The 24,936-nt window shown below is 59.4% G+C and carries 27 protein-coding genes; 24 read left to right on the plus strand and 3 right to left on the minus strand.

Translation table 11 applies throughout. From position 1 onward, the window contains the following. Positions 1–149: 149 nt before the first annotated feature. The 6 genes from rplK (at position 150) to rpoC (ending at position 11,364) form a co-directional block, all read left to right on the plus strand. A complete protein-coding gene (gene rplK / locus VH564_RS04925; protein ID WP_423338664.1) occupies positions 150–578 on the plus strand; it encodes a 50S ribosomal protein L11 in 429 nt (142 codons plus the stop codon). A 4-nt stretch (positions 579–582) separates the two neighbouring features. Then, positions 583–1,278, plus strand: coding sequence for a 50S ribosomal protein L1 (rplA, locus tag VH564_RS04930; protein ID WP_423338665.1), 696 nt, complete (start codon positions 583–585; stop codon positions 1,276–1,278). Between the two features lie 334 nt (positions 1,279–1,612). Continuing rightward, positions 1,613–2,131, plus strand: a complete 519-nt coding sequence (gene rplJ / locus VH564_RS04935; RefSeq protein WP_423338666.1) for a 50S ribosomal protein L10 — start codon at positions 1,613–1,615, stop codon at positions 2,129–2,131. A 57-nt stretch (positions 2,132–2,188) separates the two neighbouring features. Continuing rightward, entirely contained in the window at positions 2,189–2,566 is a 378-nt protein-coding gene (gene rplL / locus VH564_RS04940) for a 50S ribosomal protein L7/L12 (protein ID WP_142822275.1), read from the plus strand. Positions 2,567–2,825: 259 nt separating this feature from the next. Next, positions 2,826–6,965 (plus strand): DNA-directed RNA polymerase subunit beta, encoded by a 4,140-nt coding sequence (gene rpoB, locus VH564_RS04945; protein WP_423338667.1) that lies wholly within the window; start codon positions 2,826–2,828, stop codon positions 6,963–6,965. 190 nt (positions 6,966–7,155) lie between these two features. After that, positions 7,156–11,364: a DNA-directed RNA polymerase subunit beta' gene (gene rpoC / locus VH564_RS04950; RefSeq protein WP_423338668.1), complete on the plus strand. Its 4,209-nt coding sequence runs from the start codon at positions 7,156–7,158 to the stop codon at positions 11,362–11,364. Between the two features lie 280 nt (positions 11,365–11,644). Here rpoC and VH564_RS04955 read toward each other — a convergent pair whose 3' ends face one another. The 3 genes from VH564_RS04955 to VH564_RS04965 all read right to left on the minus strand — a co-directional run bounded on the left by VH564_RS04955 (position 11,645) and on the right by VH564_RS04965 (position 13,225). Continuing rightward, on the minus strand, positions 11,645–12,355 hold the full coding sequence (locus VH564_RS04955; protein WP_423338669.1) for an acid phosphatase: 711 nt from the start codon (positions 12,353–12,355) through the stop codon (positions 11,645–11,647). Positions 12,356–12,498: 143 nt separating this feature from the next. Beyond that, positions 12,499–12,927, minus strand: coding sequence for an NUDIX hydrolase (locus tag VH564_RS04960; RefSeq protein WP_423338670.1), 429 nt, complete (start codon positions 12,925–12,927; stop codon positions 12,499–12,501). Between the two features lie 4 nt (positions 12,928–12,931). Continuing rightward, positions 12,932–13,225 carry a transcriptional regulator gene (locus tag VH564_RS04965; protein ID WP_423338671.1) on the minus strand — a complete coding sequence of 98 codons (294 nt, stop codon included), beginning with the start codon at positions 13,223–13,225 and terminating at the stop codon, positions 12,932–12,934. A gap of 507 nt (positions 13,226–13,732) precedes the next feature. On the opposite strand from VH564_RS04965, the gene rpsL reads away from it, so the two are divergent. The 18 genes from rpsL (at position 13,733) to rplE (ending at position 24,919) form a co-directional block, all read left to right on the plus strand. Continuing rightward, a complete protein-coding gene (rpsL, locus tag VH564_RS04970; protein ID WP_003507760.1) occupies positions 13,733–14,104 on the plus strand; it encodes a 30S ribosomal protein S12 in 372 nt (123 codons plus the stop codon). Positions 14,105–14,186: 82 nt separating this feature from the next. Then, positions 14,187–14,657 carry a 30S ribosomal protein S7 gene (gene rpsG / locus VH564_RS04975; protein ID WP_423338672.1) on the plus strand — a complete coding sequence of 157 codons (471 nt, stop codon included), beginning with the start codon at positions 14,187–14,189 and terminating at the stop codon, positions 14,655–14,657. A 27-nt stretch (positions 14,658–14,684) separates the two neighbouring features. Further along, on the plus strand, positions 14,685–16,784 hold the full coding sequence (gene fusA, locus VH564_RS04980; RefSeq protein WP_423338673.1) for an elongation factor G: 2,100 nt from the start codon (positions 14,685–14,687) through the stop codon (positions 16,782–16,784). A 65-nt stretch (positions 16,785–16,849) separates the two neighbouring features. After that, the gene (tuf, locus tag VH564_RS04985) at positions 16,850–18,025 is read left to right on the plus strand and encodes an elongation factor Tu (protein ID WP_423338651.1); all 1,176 of its coding nucleotides are present in this window, start codon (positions 16,850–16,852) and stop codon (positions 18,023–18,025) included. Between the two features lie 311 nt (positions 18,026–18,336). Continuing rightward, the gene (rpsJ, locus tag VH564_RS04990; protein WP_003547547.1) at positions 18,337–18,645 is read left to right on the plus strand and encodes a 30S ribosomal protein S10; all 309 of its coding nucleotides are present in this window, start codon (positions 18,337–18,339) and stop codon (positions 18,643–18,645) included. 37 nt (positions 18,646–18,682) lie between these two features. Further along, the gene (gene rplC / locus VH564_RS04995; RefSeq protein WP_111220678.1) at positions 18,683–19,324 is read left to right on the plus strand and encodes a 50S ribosomal protein L3; all 642 of its coding nucleotides are present in this window, start codon (positions 18,683–18,685) and stop codon (positions 19,322–19,324) included. Positions 19,325–19,337: 13 nt separating this feature from the next. Next, positions 19,338–19,958: a 50S ribosomal protein L4 gene (gene rplD / locus VH564_RS05000; protein ID WP_423338674.1), complete on the plus strand. Its 621-nt coding sequence runs from the start codon at positions 19,338–19,340 to the stop codon at positions 19,956–19,958. Further along, the gene (locus tag VH564_RS05005; RefSeq protein WP_111220680.1) at positions 19,955–20,248 is read left to right on the plus strand and encodes a 50S ribosomal protein L23; all 294 of its coding nucleotides are present in this window, start codon (positions 19,955–19,957) and stop codon (positions 20,246–20,248) included. The genes rplD and VH564_RS05005 overlap by 4 nt, the downstream gene beginning before the upstream one ends. An 11-nt stretch (positions 20,249–20,259) precedes the next feature. Then, a complete protein-coding gene (gene rplB / locus VH564_RS05010; protein ID WP_142822284.1) occupies positions 20,260–21,096 on the plus strand; it encodes a 50S ribosomal protein L2 in 837 nt (278 codons plus the stop codon). A gap of 15 nt (positions 21,097–21,111) precedes the next feature. Beyond that, on the plus strand, positions 21,112–21,390 hold the full coding sequence (rpsS, locus tag VH564_RS05015) for a 30S ribosomal protein S19 (RefSeq protein WP_111220682.1): 279 nt from the start codon (positions 21,112–21,114) through the stop codon (positions 21,388–21,390). Between the two features lie 2 nt (positions 21,391–21,392). Further along, a complete protein-coding gene (rplV, locus tag VH564_RS05020) occupies positions 21,393–21,785 on the plus strand; it encodes a 50S ribosomal protein L22 (protein WP_111220683.1) in 393 nt (130 codons plus the stop codon). Beyond that, positions 21,785–22,501, plus strand: coding sequence for a 30S ribosomal protein S3 (gene rpsC, locus VH564_RS05025; protein WP_423338675.1), 717 nt, complete (start codon positions 21,785–21,787; stop codon positions 22,499–22,501). The genes rplV and rpsC overlap by 1 nt, the downstream gene beginning before the upstream one ends. A gap of 34 nt (positions 22,502–22,535) precedes the next feature. Next, positions 22,536–22,949 (plus strand): 50S ribosomal protein L16, encoded by a 414-nt coding sequence (rplP, locus tag VH564_RS05030; RefSeq protein WP_111158089.1) that lies wholly within the window; start codon positions 22,536–22,538, stop codon positions 22,947–22,949. A gap of 12 nt (positions 22,950–22,961) precedes the next feature. Further along, on the plus strand, positions 22,962–23,162 hold the full coding sequence (rpmC, locus tag VH564_RS05035) for a 50S ribosomal protein L29 (protein ID WP_111220685.1): 201 nt from the start codon (positions 22,962–22,964) through the stop codon (positions 23,160–23,162). A 12-nt stretch (positions 23,163–23,174) separates the two neighbouring features. Then, positions 23,175–23,414 carry a 30S ribosomal protein S17 gene (gene rpsQ / locus VH564_RS05040; RefSeq protein ID WP_423338676.1) on the plus strand — a complete coding sequence of 80 codons (240 nt, stop codon included), beginning with the start codon at positions 23,175–23,177 and terminating at the stop codon, positions 23,412–23,414. Positions 23,415–23,677: 263 nt separating this feature from the next. Beyond that, positions 23,678–24,046: a 50S ribosomal protein L14 gene (gene rplN, locus VH564_RS05045; protein ID WP_423338677.1), complete on the plus strand. Its 369-nt coding sequence runs from the start codon at positions 23,678–23,680 to the stop codon at positions 24,044–24,046. Between the two features lie 14 nt (positions 24,047–24,060). Then, the gene (gene rplX, locus VH564_RS05050) at positions 24,061–24,369 is read left to right on the plus strand and encodes a 50S ribosomal protein L24 (protein WP_423338678.1); all 309 of its coding nucleotides are present in this window, start codon (positions 24,061–24,063) and stop codon (positions 24,367–24,369) included. After that, positions 24,362–24,919 carry a 50S ribosomal protein L5 gene (gene rplE, locus VH564_RS05055; RefSeq protein ID WP_423338679.1) on the plus strand — a complete coding sequence of 186 codons (558 nt, stop codon included), beginning with the start codon at positions 24,362–24,364 and terminating at the stop codon, positions 24,917–24,919. Before rplX ends, rplE begins: the two co-directional genes overlap by 8 nt. Positions 24,920–24,936: the final 17 nt, after the last annotated feature.

Consider the following 24,936-nt stretch of genomic DNA (forward strand, 5'->3'; position numbering starts at 1 on the left):
CGTGACGGATGGTGCGCGGCATTTGCCGCAAACGCGTGGAAGGGCAGGGGTTCTAGCCGAACCGTTCGCCCGCACCACGCAACCGCAGCCGCCGGAGCGATCCGGCATCAACGGCCGGGCAACCGGCCAACAGTGAAAGGCAGAGAGACATGGCTAAGAAAGTTGCAGGCCAGCTCAAGCTTCAGGTCAAGGCAGGATCGGCGAACCCGTCTCCTCCGATCGGCCCGGCGCTTGGTCAGCGTGGCGTAAACATCATGGAATTCTGCAAGGCGTTCAATGCCGCCACGCAGGAAATGGAAAAGGGCATGCCGATCCCGGTCGTCATCACCTACTACCAGGACAAGTCCTTCACCTTCATCATGAAGCAGCCGCCAGTCAGCTACTTCCTGAAGAAGGAAGCAAAGATCACCTCCGGCTCCAAGCTGCCGGGCAAGACCAAGGCTGGCTCCATCTCCAAGGACCAGGTTCGCTCGATTGCTACGGCGAAGATGAAGGACCTGAACGCCGCCGATATCGAAGGTGCAATGGCCATGATCGAGGGCTCTGCCCGCGCCATGGGCCTGGAAGTGGTAGGTTGATCCGATGGTAGCGAAGCGCATCAAGAAAATCCGCGTCGGCGTCGATCCGACCAAGCTCTACGCTCTCGACCTCGCCATCGGCATGGTCAAGGAACGGGCTATCGCCAAGTTCGACGAAACCGTCGAAGTCTCTATGAACCTCGGCGTCGACCCGCGTCACGCCGACCAGATGGTCCGTGGCGTCGTCAACCTGCCGAACGGCACCGGCCGTGACGTTCGCGTCGCCGTCTTCGCTCGTGGCGCTAAGGCTGACGAAGCCCGCGCAGCTGGCGCCGACATCGTTGGCGCCGAAGACCTGGTCGAAATCGTCCAGGGCGGCAAGATCGACTTCGACCGTTGCATCGCAACGCCTGACATGATGCCGCTGGTCGGTCGTCTCGGCAAGGTTCTCGGCCCGCGCGGCATGATGCCTAACCCGAAGGTCGGCACCGTGACCATGGACGTCGCTGGCGCCGTCAAGGCATCCAAGGGCGGCGCTGTCGAGTTCCGCGTCGAGAAGGCTGGCATCGTCCACGCCGGCATCGGCAAGGCCTCGTTCGAGCCGAAGGCGCTGGAAGAAAACATCCGCGCATTCGCCGACGCCGTCATCAAGGCAAAGCCGGCTGGCGCCAAGGGCATTTATGTCAAGCGCGTCGCCATCTCTTCGACCATGGGCCCAGGCGTCCGTATCGAAGTTGCTTCGGTCACCGCACCGGTCTGATATTCCGGCCGGGCGCAAGTCCGGCCATAAAGAATTCCTGGCCTCTCCGGAGGCTGGGATTTCCGGAGAAATCCGGAATTCCTGTCCGAGATTGCAGGTGGTTATCCCTTAATCACTGATGCCTGCATGAGACGGGTAAGACCCGAATTTGGAAGAAGTTTTTACTTCGATAAACTCGGTTCGAGCCTTGGATGCCTTGTGTTCTGCGATCCCCCGGGGTCCAGGCGCGAGGGGACAGGATCCTCAAGCGTCGCTTGGGATCTCATCGATCCCTTGAGGCAAAAGGCAACCCGGCAGGGCCGTCCTACACGGACCTGTCAACTGGAGAAAAGCAGTGGAAAAAGCGGAAAAGCGCGAATTTGTCACGGAGCTGAACGGGGTCTTCCAGGCCGCCGGATCAGTTGTCGTGGCCCACTATGCCGGTGCTACAGTCGCTCAGATGAACGATTTCCGTTCGAAGATGCGCGCTGCTGGCGGCACCGTCAAAGTCGCGAAGAACCGCCTGGCCAAGATTGCTCTTCAGGGCACGGAGTCGGAAGGGATCGCTGATCTCTTCAAGGGTCAGACGCTCATTGCTTACAGCAATGACCCGATCACGGCTCCAAAGGTACTCGTGGATTTCGCCAAGACCAATGACAAGATCATTGTACTCGGTGGTTCCATGGGATCGACCACGCTCAACGCGGACGCAGTCCGGTCGCTTGCGACCCTGCCTTCGTTGGACGAACTGCGCGGAAAGCTGCTGGGCATGATCCAGACGCCAGCTACCCGTATCGCAGGGGTCGTTGCAGCACCGGCAGCTCAGCTCGCCCGCGTGTTCGCCGCCTATGCCAAGAAGGACGAAGCCGCGTAAGGCGGTTTTTCGCTGTTACATTAACCAGATCGAACCGAATACAAAAGGAACACTACCATGGCTGATCTCGCAAAGATCGTAGACGACCTCTCTGCTCTGACCGTTCTCGAAGCCGCTGAACTGTCGAAGCTCCTCGAAGAAAAGTGGGGCGTTTCCGCTGCTGCTCCGGTTGCTGCTGCAGCCGCTGCTGGCGGTGGCGCTGCTGCTGTCGTCGAAGAAGAAAAGACCGAGTTTGACGTCGTCCTCACGGACGTTGGCGCAAACAAGATCAACGTCATCAAGGAAGTCCGCGCTATCACAGGTCTCGGCCTGAAGGAAGCTAAGGACCTCGTTGAAGCCGCTCCAAAGGCTGTCAAGGAAGGCGTCAACAAGGCTGAAGCCGCTGACATCAAGAAGAAGCTCGAAGACGCCGGCGCTAAGGTCGACGTTAAGTAATCTTCAAACTGCGTTTGGGGGGTGGCTTCGTGCCGCCTCCCATTTGCCGTTTTTCCCGAACGCCTTACCTAAGGGCCTCTGACAGGCTTTTTGGTAATGAGTTCTTCAAGAGGATAGTCTCCAGGCGAATACGACACGGCATCCGCGCCTGCGCATTCGAATGGGAGACGAGATTGAACCACTCATTGATAGACGGGATCGCCTGGCCAGCGGTTCCCGTCAGTTGCAGGCCCGGATGCAAGATTTTGAAGGAGCGACGATGGCTCAGACCCTTTCGTTCAATGGTCGTAGGCGCGTACGCAGATTTTTCGGTAAAATTCCTGAAGTTGCAGAGATGCCGAACCTCATCGAGGTTCAGAAGGCATCCTACGACCAGTTTCTGTTGGTAGATGAGCCCAAGGGCGGACGCCCTGACGAGGGCCTTCAGTCGGTTTTCAAGTCGGTTTTCCCGATCACCGATTTCTCCGGCACCTCCATGCTCGAATTCGTGTCCTACGAATTCGAACCCCCGAAGTTCGACGTTGACGAATGCCGTCAGCGCGACCTGACCTATGCGGCACCCCTCAAGGTGACGCTGCGCCTCATCGTGTTCGATATCGACGAAGATACGGGCGCGAAGTCCATCAAGGACATCAAGGAGCAGTCGGTCTACATGGGCGACATGCCTCTGATGACCAACAACGGCACCTTCGTTGTCAACGGCACCGAGCGCGTCATCGTCTCGCAGATGCACCGTTCGCCAGGCGTGTTCTTCGACCACGACAAGGGCAAGAGCCATTCGTCGGGCAAGCTGCTGTTCGCTGCCCGCGTTATCCCCTATCGCGGTTCCTGGCTCGATATCGAATTCGACGCCAAGGACATCGTCTACGCCCGTATCGACCGTCGCCGCAAGATCCCGGTGACGTCGCTGCTGATGGCGCTCGGCATGGATGGCGAAGAGATCCTCGAGACCTTCTACACCAAGTCGACCTATGAGCGCTCGGGCGACGGCTGGCGCATTCCCTTCATCGCCGACACGCTGAAGGGCGCCAAGACGATTACCGACATGATCGACGCCGACACCGGCGAAGTCGTTGTCGAAGGCGGTAAGAAGCTGACCCCGCGTCTGCTCAAGCAGCTGACCGAAAAGGGCCTCAAGGCTCTGAAGGCAACCGACGAAGACCTCTACGGCAACTTCCTCGCCGAAGACATCGTCAACTTCGAGACCGGCGAAATCTACCTCGAAGCCGGCGACGAGCTCGACGAAAAGACCCTGCCGATCATCCTCAAGGCCGGCTTCGACGAGATCCCGGTTCTCGGCATCGACCACATCAACATCGGCGCCTACATCCGCAACACGCTCTCGGTCGACAAGAACGAGAACCGCCAGGATGCGCTGTTCGATATCTACCGCGTCATGCGTCCCGGCGAACCGCCGACCATGGATTCGGCCGAAGCCATGTTCAACTCGCTGTTCTTCGACAGCGAGCGCTACGATCTGTCGGCTGTCGGCCGCGTCAAGATGAACATGCGTCTCGACCTCGAAGTCGAGGACACCGTCCGTACGCTCCGCAAGGAAGACATCCTGGCGGTGGTCAAGATGCTGGTCGAGCTGCGCGACGGCAAGGGCGAAATCGACGACATCGACAACCTCGGCAACCGCCGTGTGCGTTCGGTCGGCGAATTGATGGAAAATCAGTACCGCCTCGGCCTGCTCCGCATGGAGCGCGCCATCAAGGAACGCATGTCGTCGATCGAAATCGACACCGTCATGCCGCAGGACCTGATCAACGCCAAGCCAGCCGCTGCCGCCGTCCGCGAATTCTTCGGCTCCTCGCAGCTGTCGCAGTTCATGGACCAGGTGAACCCGCTGTCGGAAATCACCCACAAGCGCCGTCTTTCGGCTCTTGGACCGGGTGGTCTGACCCGCGAGCGCGCCGGCTTCGAGGTCCGCGACGTGCATCCGACCCACTACGGTCGTATTTGCCCGATCGAGACTCCGGAAGGCCCGAACATCGGTCTGATCAACTCGCTGGCCACCTTTGCCCGCGTCAACAAGTACGGCTTCATCGAAAGCCCTTACCGTAAGATCATCGACGGCAAGGTCACCTTCGAAGTGCTCTACCTCTCCGCCATGGAAGAGGCCAAGTACTACGTTGCCCAGGCCAACGCCGAAATGAACGCCGACGGCTCGTTTGCCGAAGAGTTCGTGGTTTGCCGTCATGCCGGCGAAGTCATGCTTGCTCCGCGCGACAACATCAACCTGATGGACGTCTCGCCGAAGCAGCTGGTTTCTGTCGCAGCCGCGCTGATCCCGTTTCTCGAGAACGACGACGCCAACCGCGCGCTCATGGGCTCGAACATGCAGCGTCAGGCCGTGCCTCTGCTGCGTGCCGAAGCTCCGTTCGTCGGAACCGGCATGGAGCCGATCGTGGCCCGTGACTCCGGCGCCGCCATCGGTGCCCGTCGCGGCGGCGTGGTCGACCAGGTCGACGCGACGCGTATCGTTATCCGTGCGACGGAAGGTCTCGACTCTTCCAAGTCCGGCGTCGACATCTACCGCCTGATGAAGTTCCAGCGTTCGAACCAGAACACCTGCGTCAACCAGCGTCCGCTGGTGACAGTCGGTGACGTGGTCAACCGCGGCGACATCCTGGCCGACGGCCCGTCGACGGACCTCGGCGATCTCGCACTCGGCCGGAACGTGCTCGTCGCGTTCATGCCGTGGAACGGCTACAACTACGAAGACTCGATCCTGCTCTCCGAGCGTATCGTTGCCGACGACGTGTTCACCTCCATCCACATCGAAGAATTCGAAGTGATGGCGCGCGACACCAAGCTTGGTCCGGAAGAAATCACGCGCGACATTCCGAACGTCTCGGAAGAAGCGCTGAAGAACCTCGACGAAGCCGGTATCGTCTACATCGGCGCCGAAGTGACGCCGGGCGACATCCTGGTCGGCAAGATCACCCCGAAGGGCGAAAGCCCGATGACGCCGGAAGAAAAGCTTCTGCGCGCCATCTTCGGTGAAAAGGCCTCCGACGTTCGCGACACCTCCATGCGGATGCCTCCGGGCACCTACGGTACCGTCGTTGAAGTTCGCGTTTTCAATCGCCACGGCGTTGAAAAGGACGAACGTGCGATGGCGATCGAGCGGGAAGAAATCGAACGTCTCGCCAAGGACCGTGATGACGAACAGGCGATCCTCGACCGCAACACCTACGGCCGTCTGATCGATAACCTGCGTGGTCAGGTCTCTGTTGCCGGTCCGAAGGGCTTCAAGAAGGGCGTCGAGCTCTCCAACGCCGTCGTTTCCGAATATCCCCGCTCGCAGTGGTGGATGTTCGCGGTCGAAGACGAACGCGTCCAGGGCGAAGTCGAAGCGCTCCGTGGCCAGTACGACGAATCCAAGTCGCGCCTTGAACAGCGCTTCATGGACAAGGTCGAAAAGGTCCAGCGCGGCGACGAAATGCCTCCGGGCGTCATGAAGATGGTCAAGGTCTTCGTGGCTGTAAAGCGCAAGATCCAGCCAGGCGACAAGATGGCCGGCCGTCACGGCAACAAGGGTGTGGTTTCGCGCATTCTGCCCGTCGAAGACATGCCGTTCCTCGAAGACGGAACGCACGTCGACATCGTGCTGAACCCGCTCGGCGTGCCTTCGCGCATGAACGTTGGCCAGATCCTTGAAACCCACCTGGGTTGGGCCTGCGCCGGCATGGGTCGCCAGATCGGCGACCTCCTGGAAGCCTACAAGGCAGGCGGCGATATCGCACCGCTGCGCAAGACGATCGATGACGTCGTCGGATCCGGTCCGAAGGGCGACGAAGTCAGGGATTACGACGACGAGTCAGTCGTTCGCCTGGCCGATCAGTGGAAGCGCGGCGTATCGATTGCGACGCCGGTCTTCGACGGTGCCCATGAAGCCGATGTCAACGACATGCTGCGTCTCGCAGGTCTCAAGGAAAGCGGCCAGTCGACGCTCTATGACGGACGTACGGGTGAACAGTTCGACCGTCAGGTGACGGTTGGCTACATCTATATGTTGAAGCTGAACCACTTGGTCGACGACAAGATCCATGCCCGTTCGATCGGTCCTTACTCGCTTGTGACCCAGCAGCCGCTGGGTGGCAAGGCGCAGTTCGGCGGTCAGCGCTTCGGGGAAATGGAAGTCTGGGCACTGGAAGCATATGGTGCAGCTTACACGCTGCAGGAAATGCTGACGGTGAAGTCGGACGACGTCGCCGGCCGTACCAAGGTCTACGAAGCGATCGTCCGCGGCGACGACACCTTCGAGGCCGGTATTCCGGAAAGCTTCAACGTTCTCGTCAAGGAAATGCGTTCGCTGGGTCTGAGCGTCGAGCTGGAGAATTCCAAGCTCGAGGATCTGCAGCCTGCGCAGTTGCCCGACGCGGCCGAATAACAATCGATAAGGTGCGCGCTGCCTGAGGTAGCGCGCATCGTCCCTCCGCCATCACGTTTATGTTTGGCATGGCAGGGACGATTCCGCCGCAATCTGCGGTTATTGTCGTTTTAAGGCGTCAGTCCGGTTCCCGGGAAATTTGCCGGTACTGATCGCATTTGGGGGCGTTTCGCCCAAGAAGGAGACAGGCATGAACCAAGAGGTCATGAATCTTTTCAATCCGCAGGTGCCTGCACAGAACTTCGATTCGATTCGAATTTCTATCGCATCGCCGGAGAAGATCCTCTCCTGGTCGTACGGTGAGATCAAGAAGCCAGAAACCATCAACTATCGTACGTTCAAGCCTGAACGCGATGGCCTGTTCTGCGCGCGGATCTTCGGACCGATCAAGGACTACGAATGCTTGTGCGGCAAGTACAAGCGCATGAAGTACAAGGGCATCATCTGCGAAAAGTGCGGCGTCGAAGTCACGCTGTCGCGCGTTCGTCGTGAGCGCATGGGCCATATCGAACTGGCAGCACCCGTTGCCCACATCTGGTTCCTGAAGTCGCTGCCTTCGCGCATCTCGACGCTGCTCGACATGACGTTGAAAGATGTCGAACGCGTCCTCTACTTCGAAAACTACATCGTCACCGAGCCGGGCCTGACTGCTCTGAAGGAGCATCACATGCTCTCGGAAGAAGAGTACATGCTGGCCGTTGACGAATACGGCGAAGACCAGTTCACCGCGATGATCGGCGCCGAAGCGATCTTCGAACTTCTGGCCTCGATGGATCTCGAGAAGATCGCCGGCGACCTGCGCCAGGATCTCGCCGACACCACATCGGACCTGAAGCAGAAGAAGCTGATGAAGCGTCTCAAGATCGTTGAGAACTTCATGGAATCGGGCAATCGTCCTGAATGGATGATCATGAAGATCGTTCCCGTGATCCCGCCGGACCTGCGTCCGCTGGTGCCGCTGGACGGCGGCCGCTTTGCGACCTCCGACCTGAACGACCTGTACCGCCGCGTCATCAACCGTAACAACCGCCTGAAGCGCCTGATCGAGCTTCGTGCGCCTGGCATCATCATCCGCAACGAAAAGCGCATGCTGCAGGAATCGGTCGATGCGCTGTTCGACAACGGCCGTCGCGGCCGCGTCATCACCGGTGCCAACAAGCGTCCGCTGAAGTCGCTCTCCGACATGCTGAAGGGCAAGCAGGGCCGCTTCCGCCAGAACCTACTCGGCAAGCGCGTCGACTATTCCGGCCGTTCGGTCATCGTGACCGGTCCGGAGCTGAAGCTGCACCAGTGCGGCCTGCCGAAGAAGATGGCGCTCGAACTTTTCAAGCCGTTCATCTATGCCCGCCTCGACGCCAAGGGTTACTCCTCGACCGTCAAGCAGGCAAAAAAGCTGGTCGAAAAGGAAAAGCCAGAAGTCTGGGATATCCTCGACGAGGTCATCCGCGAGCATCCGGTTCTCTTGAACCGCGCACCGACGCTTCACCGCCTGGGCATCCAGGCCTTTGAACCCATGCTGGTCGAAGGCAAGGCCATCCAGCTGCATCCGCTCGTCTGCACGGCCTTCAACGCCGACTTCGACGGCGACCAGATGGCTGTTCACGTGCCGCTCTCGCTGGAAGCCCAGCTCGAAGCACGCGTTCTGATGATGTCGACCAACAACATCCTGCATCCTGCAAACGGTGCGCCGATCATCGTGCCGTCGCAGGACATGGTTCTCGGTCTCTACTACCTGGCGATCATGAACCAGAACGAGCCGGGCGAAGGCATGGTCTTCTCCGATCTCGGCGAACTGCACCACGCGCTCGAAAACAAGGTCGTCACGCTGCACTCCAAGGTGCGTGGCCGCTTCAAGTCGATCGACGAGGATGGCAAGCCATACTCGAAGATCTATGAAACGACGCCTGGCCGCATGCTCATCGGCGAACTCCTGCCGAAGAACTTCAAGGTTCCTTACGAAACCTGCAACCAGGAAATGACCAAGAAGAACATCTCCAAGATGATCGACACGGTCTACCGTCACTGCGGCCAGAAGGACACGGTCATCTTCTGCGACCGGATCATGCAGCTCGGCTTTGCGCACGCTTGCCGCGCCGGCATCTCGTTCGGCAAGGACGACATGGTCATTCCGGAAACCAAGGCGAAGATCGTCGGCGACACCGAGTCGCTGGTGAAGGAATACGAACAGCAGTACAATGACGGCCTGATCACCCAGGGCGAAAAGTACAACAAGGTCGTAGACGCCTGGGGCAAGGCCACCGAGAAGGTCGCCGAAGACATGATGGCCCGCATTAAGGCCGTCGAATTCGACGAGAAGACCGGCCGCCAGAAGCCGATGAACGCCATCTACATGATGTCGCACTCGGGCGCCCGTGGTTCTCCGAACCAGATGCGTCAGCTCGGCGGCATGCGCGGCCTGATGGCCAAGCCGTCTGGCGAAATCATCGAGACTCCGATCATCTCGAACTTCAAGGAAGGCCTGACCGTTAACGAGTACTTCAACTCGACCCACGGTGCCCGTAAGGGTCTCGCAGACACCGCCCTGAAGACCGCCAACTCCGGTTACCTGACGCGTCGTCTCGTCGACGTCGCCCAGGATTGCATCGTCACGCATGTCGATTGCGGCACCGAATCCGGCCTCACCATGACCGCCATCGTCGATGCCGGTCAGGTCGTTGCCTCGCTCGGCGCCCGTATCCTCGGACGCACCGCTCTCGACGATATCGACCATCCGGTCACAGGCGACCGTCTTGTCGACGCTGGCAAGATGATCCTCGAGCCCGATGTCATCGAAATCGAAAAGGCCGGCATCCAGTCGATCCGCATCCGTTCGGCTCTGACCTGCGAAATCCAGACCGGCGTCTGCGGCGTCTGCTACGGTCGTGACCTTGCACGCGGTACGCCTGTCAACATCGGTGAAGCTGTCGGCGTCATCGCCGCCCAGTCGATCGGTGAGCCGGGCACCCAGCTGACCATGCGTACCTTCCACTTGGGCGGCACCGCCAACGTGGTCGACCAGTCGTTCCTCGAAGCGTCCTACGAAGGTACGGCGCAGCTGAAGAACCGCAACATGCTGCGCAACTCGGACGGCGTTCACGTCGCCATGGGCCGCAACATGACGATCCAGATCCTTGACGAACGCGGCGTGGAACGTTCCTCGCAGCGCGTCGCCTACGGTTCGAAGATCTATGTCGACGATGGTGACAAGGTTCGTCGTGGACAGCGTCTGGCAGAGTGGGACCCCTACACACGTCCGATCATGACGGAACTGGCCGGTACGGTTCAGTTCGAAGACGTCGTCGACGGTCTCTCCGTTCTGGAAGCCACCGACGAAGCGACCGGCATCACCAAGCGTCAGGTCATCGACTGGCGTTCGACCCCTCGCGGTTCGGACCTCAAGCCGGCGATCGTCATCAAGGACGCCAGCGGCAATGTTGCAAAGCTGCCCCGCGGTACCGATGCTCGCTTCTTCCTCTCGGTCGACGCGATCCTCTCGGTCGAGCCTGGCCAGAAGGTTAGCCAGGGTGACGTTCTTGCCCGCTCGCCGCTGGAAAGCGCCAAGACCAAGGACATCACCGGTGGTCTGCCGCGCGTCGCCGAACTGTTCGAAGCCCGTCGTCCGAAGGACCACGCTGTCATCGCCGAAATCGATGGCACGATCCGCCTCGGCCGCGACTACAAGAACAAGCGTCGCGTCATCATCGAGCCGGCGGAAGACGGTGTCGAGCCTGTCGAATACCTGATCCCGAAGGGCAAGCCCTTCCATCTTCAGGATGGCGACTACATCGAAAAGGGTGATTACATCCTCGACGGTAACCCGGCTCCGCACGACATCCTGGCGATCAAGGGCGTCGAGGCACTTGCCTCGTACCTGGTCAACGAAATCCAGGAAGTCTACCGTCTCCAGGGCGTTGTCATCAACGACAAGCACATCGAAGTGATTGTCCGTCAGATGCTGCAGAAGGTCGAGATCACCGATGCAGGCGACAGCCACTATATCGTCGGCGACAACGTCGACCGTATCGAGCTGGAAGACAACAACGACCGCCTGATCGAGGAAGGCAAGAAGCCGGCAACCGGCGATCCGGTTCTGCTCGGCATCACGAAGGCCTCGCTGCAGACGCCGTCCTTCATCTCCGCCGCGTCCTTCCAGGAAACGACGAAGGTACTGACGGAAGCAGCGATCGCCGGCAAGACCGACGGCCTGCAGGGTCTGAAGGAAAACGTCATCGTCGGCCGTCTGATCCCGGCCGGTACCGGTGGTACCATGACGCAGATCCGCCGCATCGCCACGGCGCGCGACGAAATGATCCTCGAAGAGCGCCGCAAGGGCTCCGGATCGGCCGTTGCCACGCCGATGCTGCAGAACCTCAACGAAAAGGCCCCCGCCGCCGAGTAATCGGCGGCCCCAGGGTCCAGAGACAGGAACACCGCCCGGAGCGATCCGGGCGGTGTTTTTTTTGGGGGGGGCACTTTGCACGCGACGGCACATGCCCAAGCTCGTGTGGGCGCAATTGCTCCCACCACCGTCATCCTCGGGCTTGTCCCGAGGATCTGCACTTGCCAGACATCGCGGGCGGATTAGATCCTCGGGACAAGCCCGAGGATGACGGAAAGAAGTTGCTGAAGAAGAGGCCACCGATCTTATCGGTGGCCGACCCATGTCGGCCTTAGTTATCTTACATGCCGAGGACGGTGCGCAGCTCTGCCTTCGCCGCCTCGAACTCCGCCTTGAAGTCGTCGTGGCCAGCGATGTCGGAAGCGATGACTGTGCCGGCGATGCGGCCGGCTTCGATGTCGGTCGGATAGTGGATGCCGCCGACGACGCGGTTATGGCCATACTCCCAGGCGCGGGCCATCAAAGCTGCCTTCTTTTCCGGCAGCATGTTTGCGAGTTCGATGCCCATCAGCGTGCCGAGCGTGGTGTGGCCGGACGGATAGGAGCCGGATTTCGACAACGGCACGACCGGTTTGACGAGGTCGCTGTAGAGGTGCGGGCGAGGGCGGTTCCAGCCTTTCTTCGCAGGGCCCGTCACGGTGTCTTCCGTCTCGACGATGCGGTCGAAGAAGGCCGAAAACTTCGGCAGGTTTTCCTTGGTGAACTTCGGGTTGTCGATGACATCGGCAAAGCGCCAGACGTTCTCCTCGGCATCGGCAACCGCCCGTGCTTCCATGGCGGGCGTCCGGGTGACCTGGATGGTCAGGATCTCGCCGAGCTCGGCCTTCATCTGCGCCGAGTCGTTGGCCGGCGGCGGCGACAGCAGCTCCAGCAGGTTGACTTCCTTGGCATCGGTAAACGGCTTGGCCTTGGCGTCCTCCGCGAACGAGGGCAGCGCAATCCCGACGGTGAGGGCAAGGCTGACGGCAAGGATCTTGGTAAAGTGTTGCATGGTGGCTCCCCTGATGCAGTGACACGATGCGCAGGTATCAAGGGAGTGTTTTAGCTTTGTGACAGCAACGGCGGGCTCAATGCAGCAATGCGGCAGGACAGAAGCCCGGCATGTGACGCGTTGCTATTATGACGCCGGGTCGCTCAATGGCCGAGGCGAAAGACCTGGTTGCCCATCCCATAGCCGAGCCTGGATGCAGCCTCGGCAATTCCTATCCAGAATAGGCGGAATACGATTGGTGGACCGCCGCTATAAGGCGTGTCCTCGGAGTGAAGCCAAGTCTCGGGCAGGGGGCCGGACAGCTCTACGTGGAAATAGTGGCGCCGGTGGTAGATGTTGCGGTCCTTCGTGGAGAAACGGTAGCCGTTAACACCCAGCGCAACGAAGTTGCCGCCTTCGAGCCCCGTCTCCTCGAAAAACTCGCGCCGCGCGGCCACCTCGATCGCCTCATTGGCTTCGACGGTGCCGCCGGGCACCTGGAGTTCGACCTCAGGAAAGTCGGGTTCATCGAAAACCAGCAACCGAGCGCCACTGGTGGCATAGATCAGGACTTTCTCGGCGTCAGGCTGCATGGGCTCACCGAAACCGGATGATCGCCACTTCCCCTTCGAGCGCGCCCTTGTAGGCGGAGGCATGCGGCTCGTCGCTAGGCACTTCCGTGAGCATGCCGATCTGATCAAGATCCGCCTCGATGAAACCTTCCTCGGACAGCGCGTTCAACGCTTCGCGCACAGCTGCATCGTCGTCGGGCGCCCGGAGCATGACGTGAAGCTCGACGCCCTCGCCGCCGTCAGTCTCGTAACCCTTGCCAATGATGATGAAGACCATCGGGCCGTCATAGTTGTTGTCGTTGTCCGGATTGGCGATCATCGGCATCTTCCTCAGGCGAGTCGATTCGGGCTCTGCGAATCTAAGGTTGCTGTCGCCCGGTCGCGGGCGGTGGATTGGCGATTCCTTACAGACTTTCTTGACGATGCCAAAGTCCATCTTGCAGGCCGCACCTCATTTCCCCTATAACTATGGCTGGAGGCCCTGCTTTCCAGGGGTTTGGTGCCGCAGCGGCCAAGATAATTTCCCGCGCGGCCTTGACGAATGAGCCTGAAGCCAGTAGTACCCGCTCCATCGGAACAGATGTGAGGCTTGGCTGTTCGGGGCGACACGCCCTGGAGAACACCTCAAACAAGGTTCCAAACGCACGTTGAAGACATGTTTTCCGCACGCATGACGCCAGATAAAGGCGTCCTCTGCTTTGATGTGGTCCATCCGCTAGAACCGGATCGGGCCACGCTTTGTGCATTAACGATACGTGTGATGCTGCCGGAGACGGCATAGGTTATGCCCGAAAGGGTGTTGAGACAAGAATTAAGGGATGGTTGAATGCCTACCGTAAACCAGCTGATCCGCAAGCCACGTCAGGCACAGGTAAAGCGTAATAAGGTTCCTGCACTCCAGGAAAACCCACAGAAGCGCGGCGTTTGCACCCGCGTTTACACGACGACCCCGAAGAAGCCGAACTCGGCTCTGCGTAAGGTTGCCAAGATCCGCCTGACCAATGGCTTCGAAGTCATCGGCTACATTCCGGGTGAAGGCCACAACCTGCAGGAACACTCTGTCGTGATGATCCGCGGCGGCCGCGTAAAGGACTTGCCGGGCGTTCGTTACCACATCATCCGCGGCGTTCTCGATACCCAGGGTGTCAAGAACCGCAAGCAGCGCCGTTCCAAGTACGGTGCAAAGCGTCCGAAGTAATTTCTTCGGGTTTTGGATTTTTGAAGGCGCTGCGCGAGGTTCTCCGCGTGATAGAGCGTCGATACAGATAAAGAGACAACCTATGTCCAGACGTCACAAAGCAGAAAAGCGCGAGATCAACCCGGACCCGAAGTTCGGCGATCTCATCGTCACCAAGTTCATGAACGCCATCATGCTGCACGGCAAGAAGTCGGTCGCTGAAACCATCGTTTACGGTGCATTCGAGAACGTCCAGGCGAAGTCGAAGCAGGATCCGTTGGTTACCTTCCACTCGGCTCTCGACAACATCGCTCCGCACGTCGAAGTCCGTTCGCGCCGCGTCGGTGGTGCGACCTACCAGGTTCCCGTTGACGTTCGTCCGGAGCGCCGCCAGGCCCTCGCCATCCGTTGGCTGATCACGGCTGCCCGCAAGCGCAACGAAACCACCATGGTCGACCGCCTGTCGGGCGAGCTGCTGGACGCTTCCAACAACCGTGGCAGCGCCGTCAAGAAGCGCGAAGACACGCATAAGATGGCTGACGCCAACCGCGCATTCTCGCACTACCGCTGGTAATCGTACGATATCGAAAGGCAGTCCATTATGGCTCGCGAATATAAAATCGAAGACTACCGCAATTTCGGTATCATGGCGCATATCGACGCCGGCAAGACCACGACCACCGAGCGTATTCTTTATTACACCGGCAAGTCGCACAAGATCGGCGAAGTTCACGACGGCGCAGCCACGATGGACTGGATGGAGCAGGAGCAGGAACGTGGTATCACGATCACCTCTGCTGCGACCACGACCTACTGGAAGGGCCGCGACGGCAAGTCGCGCCGCTTCAACATCATCGACACTCCCGGCCACGTCGACTTCACCATCGAAGTCGAGCGTTCGCTGCGCGTTCTCGACGGTGCGATCGCTCTTCTCGATGCCAACGCCGGTGTAGAGCCGCAGACGGAAACCGTCTGGCGTCAGGCTGAGAAGTATCACGTTCCGCGGATGATCTTCTGCAACAAGATGGACAAGACCGGCGCCGATTTCTATCGCTCGGTCGAAATGATCAAGACCCGTCTGGGCGCGATCGCCGTCGTCATGCAGCTGCCGATCGGCGCTGAAAGCGATTTCATCGGCGTGATCGACCTGGTCGAGATGAACGCCCTGATCTGGCGCGACGAATCGCTCGGCGCCCAGTGGGACGTCGTCGAAATTCCGGAAGACATGAAGGAAAAGGCGCAGGAATATCGCGAGAAGATGATCGAACAGGTCGTCGATATCGATGAAGCTGCGACCGAAGCCTATCTCGAAGGCATCATGCCGGACAACGACAAGATCCGCGAACTCGTTCGTCGCGGCACCATCGACGTCAAGTTCCATCCGATGTTCTGCGGCACGGCCTTCAAGAACAAGGGCGTTCAGCCTTTGCTCGACGCCGTTGTCGACTACCTGCCTTCGCCGCTCGACATTCCGTCGATCGCTGGCATCGACGTGAAGACCGAAGCCGAAATCGCCCGTCATCCTTCGGATGAAGAGCCGCTTTCGATGCTCGCCTTCAAGATCATGAACGACCCCTTCGTCGGTTCGCTCACCTTCGCCCGTATTTACTCCGGCAAGCTCACCAAGGGCACGGCCGTTATGAACACGGTCAAGGAAAAGCGCGAGCGCATCGGCCGTATGCTGCAGATGCATTCGAACTCCCGTGAAGACATCGAAGAAGCCTTCGCCGGCGACATCGTTGCTCTCGCAGGCCTCAAGGAAACCACCACCGGCGACACGCTCTGCGATCCGCTGCACCAGGTTATCCTCGAGCGCATGGAATTCCCCGAGCCGGTCATCCAGATCGCCATCGAGCCGAAGACCAAGGGCGACCAGGAAAAGATGGGCCTCGCGCTCAACCGCCTCGCTGCTGAAGATCCTTCCTTCCGCGTCAAGACGGACGAAGAATCCGGCCAGACGATCATCGCCGGCATGGGCGAACTGCATCTCGACATTCTTGTCGACCGCATGCGCCGCGAATTCAAGGTAGAAGCCACCGTCGGCGCGCCGCAGGTTGCCTATCGCGAAACGATCACGAAGCAGCACGAAGAAGACTACACGCACAAGAAGCAGTCCGGTGGTACCGGTCAGTTCGCGCGCGTCAAGATCATCTTCGAACCCAATCCTGATGGCGACGAATTCAAGTTCGAGTCCAAGATCGTTGGTGGTTCCATTCCGAAGGAATACATCCCCGGCGTTCAGAAGGGCATCGAAAGCGTCATGTCGTCCGGTCCGCTGGCTGGCTTCCCGATGCTCGGTGTCAAGGCGACGCTGATCGACGGCGCATTCCATGACGTCGACTCTTCGGTCCTCGCCTTCGAAATCGCCTCCCGCGCCTGCTTCCGTGAAGCAGCACGCAAGGCCGGAGCCCAGCTCCTCGAGCCGATGATGAAGGTCGAAGTCGTTACCCCGGAAGATTACGTCGGTGACGTGATCGGCGACCTGAACTCCCGTCGTGGGCAGATCCAGGGCCAGGAAAGCCGCGGTATCGCTGTTGTCATCAACGCCAACGTGCCGCTTGCGAACATGTTCAAGTACGTCGACAACCTGCGCTCCATGTCCCAGGGCCGCGCGCAGTACACGATGACCTTTGATCACTATTCGCCGGTTCCGTCGAACGTCGCCACTGAAATCCAGGCAAAGTATTCCGGTCAGAAATAACCGGAATACCAATTGACCGAAACAAGAATAATCCCGGTACCGGGAAGAGATAACGGAGAGCCGAAATGGCAAAGAGTAAGTTTGAGCGCAACAAGCCGCACGTTAACATCGGCACGATTGGCCACGTTGACCACGGCAAGACGTCTCTGACGGCAGCGATCACCAAGTATTTCGGCGAATACAAGCGTTACGACCAGATCGACGCTGCACCGGAAGAAAAGGCCCGCGGCATCACCATCTCGACGGCCCACGTCGAATACGAAACGCCGGCCCGTCACTACGCCCACGTCGACTGCCCCGGCCACGCCGACTACGTCAAGAACATGATCACCGGTGCTGCCCAGATGGACGGCGCGATCCTGGTCTGCTCGGCTGCCGACGGCCCGATGCCCCAGACCCGCGAGCACATCCTGCTTGCCCGTCAGGTCGGCGTTCCGGCCATCGTCGTGTTCCTGAACAAGGTCGACCAGGTCGACGACGAAGAGCTGCTCGAACTCGTTGAGCTCGAAGTCCGCGAACTTCTGTCGTCCTACGACTTCCCGGGCGACGATATCCCGATCATCAAGGGTTCGGCTCTGGCCGCTCTCGAAGATTCGGACAAGAAGATCGGCGAAGACGCCATCCGCGCCCTGATGGACGCTGTCGATAGCTACATCCCGACGCCTGAGCGTCCGATCAACCTGCCGTTCCTGCTGCCGATCGAAGACGTGTTCTCGATCTCCGGCCGTGGTACTGTGGTCACCGGTCGCGTTGAGCGCGGCATCGTCAAGGTCGGCGAAGAAGTCGAAATCGTCGGCATCCGCGCAACCGCCAAGACGACGGTTACCGGCGTTGAAATGTTCCGCAAGCTGCTCGATCAGGGCCAGGCTGGCGACAACATCGGCGCGCTGATCCGCGGCGTTACCCGTGACGGCGTTGAGCGTGGCCAGATTCTCTGCAAGCCAGGTTCGGTCAAGCCACACAAGAAGTTCATGGCTGAAGCCTACATCCTGACGAAGGAAGAAGGCGGCCGTCATACTCCGTTCTTCACCAACTATCGTCCGCAGTTCTACTTCCGCACGACCGACGTGACGGGCATCGTCTCCCTGCCGGAAGGCACGGAAATGGTCATGCCTGGCGACAACGTCACCGTTGCTGTTGAGCTGATCGTGCCGATCGCCATGGAAGAAAAGCTGCGCTTCGCTATCCGCGAAGGCGGCCGTACCGTCGGCGCCGGCATCGTCGCCTCGATCGTCGAGTAATGACGGCCGGCTGTCGCGCAAGCGGCAGCCGATCCCGTGACAATAATATGAAGCAGGGGGCCTTGGCCGCTTGCTTATGACACGAAAATGTAGCAAATGGCGCGCAGGCGCGATTTGCGCGCCGCTTCGCATGTCGAAGCGGCTTTAAAACAGAACAATAAGGTGGGCTAGGTAGCCCAAAGGCTGGATAGGGATGCCAAATCTTGGTGTCCCTCTCGATCTTTGAAACCGGTGATCCGCCTTAAGTCACAAGACAAACCGCATTCTCTCTATGGGGGCGCGGAGATAACAGACAACAAGGATAATGTCGAATGAACGGCCAGAATATCCGCATTCGCCTTAAGGCGTTCGATCATCGGATTCTCGACGCGTCCACGCGCGAGATCGTATCGACGGCTAAGCGCACCGGTGCAAGCGTCCGGGGCCCCGTTCCACTTCCGACCCGTATCGAGAAGTTTACGGTTAACCGCTCCCCGCACATCGACAAGAAGAGCCGCGAACAGTTCGAGATGCGCACGCATAAGCGCCTGCTCGACATCGTTGACCCGACCCCCCAGACGGTAGACGCGCTGATGAAGCTCGATCTCGCTGCTGGTGTCGATGTTGAGATCAAGCTCTGAGACCTAGTCTTCGAGCCGAGTGAGAAGGATTGAACCGATGCGTTCAGGTGTGATTGCACAGAAGGTGGGAATGACGCGCGTCTATAACGACGCAGGCGAACATGTCCCTGTTACGGTACTCCGTATGGAAAGCTGCCAGGTGGTAGCCCAGCGTACGGTCGAAAAGAATGGCTACGTCGCTGTCCAGGTTGGTTCTGGTGTGGCCAAGGTCAAGAATACCTCGAAGTCCCTGCGCGGCCATTTCGCCGCTGCAAACGTCGAGCCGAAGACAAAGCTCCAGGAATTCCGGGTTTCGGAAGACAACCTGCTCGAAATCGGCGCCGAAATCACGGCCGCTCATTTCGCAGCCGGCCAGCTGGTCGACGTGACCGGCACCACGGTTGGTAAGGGCTTTGCCGGCGCCATCAAGCGCCACGGCTTCGGCGGTCTTCGCGCCACGCACGGTGTGTCCGTATCGCACCGTTCGCACGGTTCGACTGGCTCGCGCCAGGATCCGGGCAAGGTATTCAAGAACAAGAAGATGGCTGGCCACATGGGCCAGACGCGCGTCACGACGCAGAACCTTGTAGTGGTTTCGACCGATGAAGATCGCGGTCTGATCCTGATCAAGGGTGCCGTCCCGGGCTCCAAGGGTGCCTGGATCATCGTTCGCGACGCCGTCAAGTCAGCCGCGAAGTAAGGGAGCCGAACCAATGGAATTTAACGTCAAGACCCTCGAGGGGAAAGACGCTGGGAAGGTCTCCCTTTCTGACGCGATTTTCGGCCTTGAGCCGCGCGAGGACATCCTCGCCCGCGTCATTCGCTGGCAGCTTGCTAAGAAGCGCGCTGGCACGCACAAGGCCAAGGGCCGCGCCGAAATCTGGCGCACCGGTGCCAAGATGTACAAGCAGAAGGGTACGGGCCGCGCTCGTCACCATTCGGCTCGTGCTCCGCAGTTCCGCGGCGGTGGTAAGGCTCACGGCCCGGTTGTTCGCAGCCATGAACATGATCTGCCGAAGAAGGTTCGTGCCCTCGGCCTGCGTCATGCTCTGTCGACCAAGTTCAAGGCTGAAGACGTCATCATCATCGACGACTTCATCGCGACGGAAGCCAAGACCAAGGTTCTGGCCGGCACGTTCGATGCCATGGGCCTGACAAACGCGTTGCTCATCGGCGGTGCCGAGCTCGACGCCAACTTCAAGCTCGCAGCGGCAAACATCCCGAACATCGATGTTCTGCCGATCCAGGGCATCAACGTTTACGACATCCTGCGTCGCGGTAAGCTCGTGCTTTCCAAGGCCGCTGTCGAGGCTCTAGAGGAGCGTTTCAAGTGACGGATATTCGCCATTACGACGTGATCGTCTCGCCGTCGATCACCGAAAAGTCCACCATGGTTTCCGAGTACAACCAGGTTGTCTTCAACGTTGCCCTGACGGCTACCAAGCCACAGATCAAGGCAGCCGTAGAAGCCCTGTTCGGCGTCAAGGTGACTGCAGTTAACACTCTGCGCCGCCTCGGCAAGACCAAGCGTTTCCGCGGTTTTGTCGGCAAGCAGAAAGACGTGAAGAAGGCAATCGTGACGCTGGCCGAAGGCCAGACCATCGATGTCTCCACAGGTCTGTGAGGAATTAGAAAATGGCATTGAAATCATTCAATCCGACGACCCCGAGCCAGCGTCAGCTGGTCATCGTCGATCGCTCGGCCCTCTACAAGGGCAAGCCGGTCAAGGCGCTGACGGAAGGTCTGTCGAAGAAGGGCGGCCGTAACAACACCGGTCGCATCACCGTTCGCTTCCAGGGCGGCGGTCACAAGCGGACCTACCGTCTCATCGACTTCAAGCGTCGCAAGTTCGACATCGAAGGCACGGTTGAACGGATCGAATACGACCCGAACCGCTCTGCCTTCATCGCCCTCATCAACTATGCCGATGGCGAACAGCGCTACATCATCGCGCCTCAGCGCCTGGCGCCGGGCGACAAGGTCATCGCTTCCGACAAGGTCGTGGACATCAAGCCTGGCAACGCCATGCCGCTGCAGTTCATCCCGGTCGGCTCGATCATCCACAACGTTGAGATGAAGCCAGGCAAGGGCGGTCAGATCGCTCGCTCGGCCGGTGCCTATGCGCAGCTGGTTGGCCGCGATGCAGGCCTCGCGATCCTTCGCCTCAACTCCGGCGAACAGCGCCTCGTACCGGGCACCTGCCTGGCCTCGATCGGTGCCGTTTCCAACCCGGACCACGGCAACACCAACGACGGCAAGGCCGGTCGTTCGGTTTGGCGCGGCAAGCGTCCGCATGTTCGCGGCGTCGTCATGAACCCGGTCGACCATCCGCACGGCGGTGGTGAAGGCCGGACCTCGGGTGGTCGCCATCCGGTGACACCATGGGGTAAGCCGACGAAGGGTGCGCGTACGCGCTCCAACAAGTCGACCGATAAGATGATCATGCGCTCGCGCCATCAGCGCAAGAAGTAAGAGAGGAAGTCTCCAATGGCTCGTTCAGTATGGAAAGGTCCGTTTGTTGACGGCTATCTTCTCAAGAAGGCTGAGAAGGTTCGCGAAGGTGGGCGCAACGAAGTGATCAAGATGTGGAGCCGTCGCTCCACCATCATGCCGCAGTTCGTCGGTCTGGTCTTTGGTGTCTACAACGGCAGCAAGCATATCCCGGTCAATGTCAACGAAGACATGGTCGGTCACAAGTTCGGTGAGTTCGCACCCACCCGTACCTACTACGGTCACGGCGCGGACAAGAAGGCGAAGAGGAAGTAAAGATGGGCAAGGCAAAAACAGAACGCCGGCTCAAGGACAACGAAGCGCAGGCAGTCGCCCGCACGCTTCGTGTCAGCCCGCAGAAACTCAACCTGGTGGCCGCGCTCATCCGCGGCATGAAGGTAGAGCGCGCCTTGGCCGAGCTTGAATTCTCGCGCAAGCGGATCTCCGGAGCGGTCAAGAAGACCCTTGAATCGGCGATCGCAAACGCAGAAAACAACCACGATCTCGACGTCGACGCTCTCGTCGTCGCCGAGGCCTATGTCGGCAAGTCGATTGTCATGAAGCGCTTCCATGCTCGTGGTCGCGGTCGTGCATCGCGCGTCGAGAAGCCCTTCGCGCATTTGACGATCGTCGTTCGCGAAGTGCAGCCAGCACAAGAGGAGGCCGCATAATGGGTCAGAAGATCAATCCAATCGGTTTCCGCCTTGGCATTAACCGCACTTGGGACAGCCGTTGGTTTGCAGACAACGCCGAATACGGCCAGTTGCTGCATGAAGACATCAAGATGCGCAAATTCGTCATGAGCGAGCTGAAGCAGGCCGGCATCTCGAAGGTGGTTATCGAGCGTCCGCACAAGAAGTGCCGCGTCACGATCCACTCAGCGCGTCCGGGCCTGATCATCGGCAAGAAGGGTGCAGACATCGACAAGCTTCGCAAGAAGCTGGCCGACATGACGAACTCCGAAACGCACCTCAACATCGTCGAAGTCCGCAAGCCGGAAATCGACGCGGTTCTGGTCGCCCAGGGCATCGCTCAGCAGCTGGAACGCCGTATCGCTTTCCGCCGCGCCATGAAGCGTGCCGTTCAGTCGGCAATGCGTCTCGGTGCCGAAGGCATCAAGATCACCTGCGCCGGCCGTCTCGGTGGTGCTGAAATCGCCCGCACAGAATGGTATCGCGAAGGTCGCGTGCCGTTGCACACGCTGCGCGCCGACATCGACTACGGTACGGCGGAAGCCACCACCGCGTTCGGTATCTGCGGCATCAAGGTCTGGATCTTCAAGGGCGAAATCCTTGAGCACGACCCGATGGCATCCGAGCGCCGCCAGGCCGAGGGTGACAGCCAGGGTCCCGCCAGCAGGGAAAACCGTCGCCGCGATCACGCCTAAGGGCGCTCGAGGTAGTTAATTCGGAGAATAGATTATGTTGCAGCCAAAGCGTACGAAGTACCGCAAGCAATTCAAGGGCCGCATCAAGGGCGTTGCCAAGGGCGGTTCTGATCTCGCATTCGGTGAATTCGGCCTGAAGGCCCAGGAACCGAACCGTGTCAACGCTCGTGAGATCGAGGCGGCTCGCCGCGCGATCACGCGTTTCATGAAGCGTGCCGGCCGCGTATGGATCCGGGTATTCCCGGACGTGCCGGTCACCAAGAAGCCGACCGAAGTCCGCATGGGTAAGGGCAAGGGCGGCGTCGAATACTGGGCCTGCAAGGTCAAGCCCGGTCGCATGATGTTCGAGATCGACGGTGTCAGCGAAGAAATCGCCCGCGAGGCGCTTCGTCTGGGTTCTGCCAAGCTCTCGGTCAAGACGCGCTTCGTGCAGCGCATTGCAGAGTAAGGAAGAACAGCTATGAAAGCCGCAGATGTTCGCGCGTTCACCGCCGACCAACTCAAGGAAGAGCTAGCCAAGCTGAAGAAGGAGCAGTTCAATCTGCGCTTTCAGAAGGCCACCGGCCAGCTTGAAAAAGCCTCTCGTGTGAACGAGGTCCGCAAGGACATCGCCCGCGTGAAAACCATTGCCCGCCAGAAGGCGGCAGAAGCCAAGGCCTAAAGGAAAAATAAGATGCCGAAACGCATTCTGCAGGGCGTCGTGGTCAGCGACAAGAACGAAAAGACCGTTGTGGTTCGGGTCGAGCGCCGCTTTGCGCATCCGCTCCTCCAGAAGACGGTTCGTCGTTCCAAGAAGTACAAGGCCCACGACGAGAACAACGCTTACAAGACCGGCGACATGGTTTCCATCGAGGAATGCGCGCCGATCTCCAAGGACAAGACCTGGACGGTTGTGGCCGGTCAGGTAAAGTAAGAATTTTCGGCGGGGCCTTGCGTCTCGCTGGGATTTCTATATGAAGCAGCGACGGAACGCCTGAGACTCGGGCGTTCTTTTGCTTTGAGCGCACGGAAGGTCCCATTGGGGAAACCACCCTGGCAAGATCGATCCCGCGCTGGTTGAAGCTACTGCCTTGTTTTCATCTTTCCATTTGAAGGGTGAGGGCGGGTAAACAATTCCATAAGCCGGGATAGGGGGCTCTGCCCAACCATTCCGGTATAACAAGAAGGCGACCTGATATGATTCAGATGCAAACAAACCTCGACGTCGCGGATAATTCCGGCGCACGTCGTGTCATGTGCATCAAGGTGCTGGGCGGTTCTAAGCGCAAGTATGCCTCGATCGGCGACGTGATCGTCGTTTCGATCAAGGAAGCTATTCCGCGCGGCCGCGTAAAGAAGGGTGACGTCATGAAGGCTGTGGTTGTTCGCACCGCTGCCTCGATCCGCCGTGCGGATGGAAGCGTCATTCGTTTCGATACGAATGCAGCAGTACTTATCGACAACAAGAAAGAGCCGATCGGCACCCGTATCTTCGGACCGGTTCCGCGCGAACTTCGCGCCAAGAACCACATGAAGATCATCTCGCTCGCTCCTGAAGTTCTGTAAGGGGAGCGGTTAAGATGCAAAAGATCCGCAAGGGCGACAAGGTCGTCATTCTGGCTGGTAAGGACAAGGGTCGTACCGGCGAAGTCATTCAAGTGATGCCGAAAGAAGACCGCGCAGTCGTACGCGGCGTGAATATGGTCAAGCGCCATACACGCCAGTCGCAGTCGCAGGAAGCCGGCATCATCAACAAGGAAGCCCCGCTTCACCTGTCCAACATCGCGATTGTTGACAAGGACGGCAAGCCGACCCGCGTCGGTTTCCAGGTCGTGGATGGCAAGAAGGTCCGCGTGGCCAAGCGTTCGGGAGATGTGATCGATGGCTGAGGCTAAATACGAACCGCGCCTGAAGGCGGAATACGTTTCGCGTATCCGTGCAGCGCTGCAGGAACAGTTCTCGTACACCAACGAGATGATGATCCCCAAGCTGGACAAGATCGTCATCAACATGGGTGTGGGCGAGGCGACTGCCGATAGCAAGAAGCCGACGATTGCTGCTGCCGACCTGGCCGCTATCGCTGGCCAGAAGCCGGTCATCACCTTCGCACGCAATTCCATCGCTGGCTTCAAGGTCCGCGAAAATATGCCTATCGGTGCCAAGGTTACCCTGCGCGGCGCCCGCATGTATGAGTTTGTGGATCGCCTGATCAACATCGCGCTTCCGCGCGTTCGCGACTTTCGCGGCCTGAACCCTAAGAGCTTTGACGGTCGTGGCAACTTCGCCATGGGCATCAAGGAACACATTGTGTTCCCAGAAATCAACTACGACAAGGTTGATCAGATGTGGGGCATGGACATCATCGTTTGCACGACGGCGACCAAGGACGACGAAGCGCGGGCTCTGCTCACAGAGTTCAACTTCCCGTTCCGCACGTAACCGTAACGACGAGCGTA

It is taken from the genome of Rhizobium sp. HT1-10, assembly GCF_049472505.1.
GTDB lineage: Bacteria > Pseudomonadota > Alphaproteobacteria > Rhizobiales > Rhizobiaceae > Rhizobium.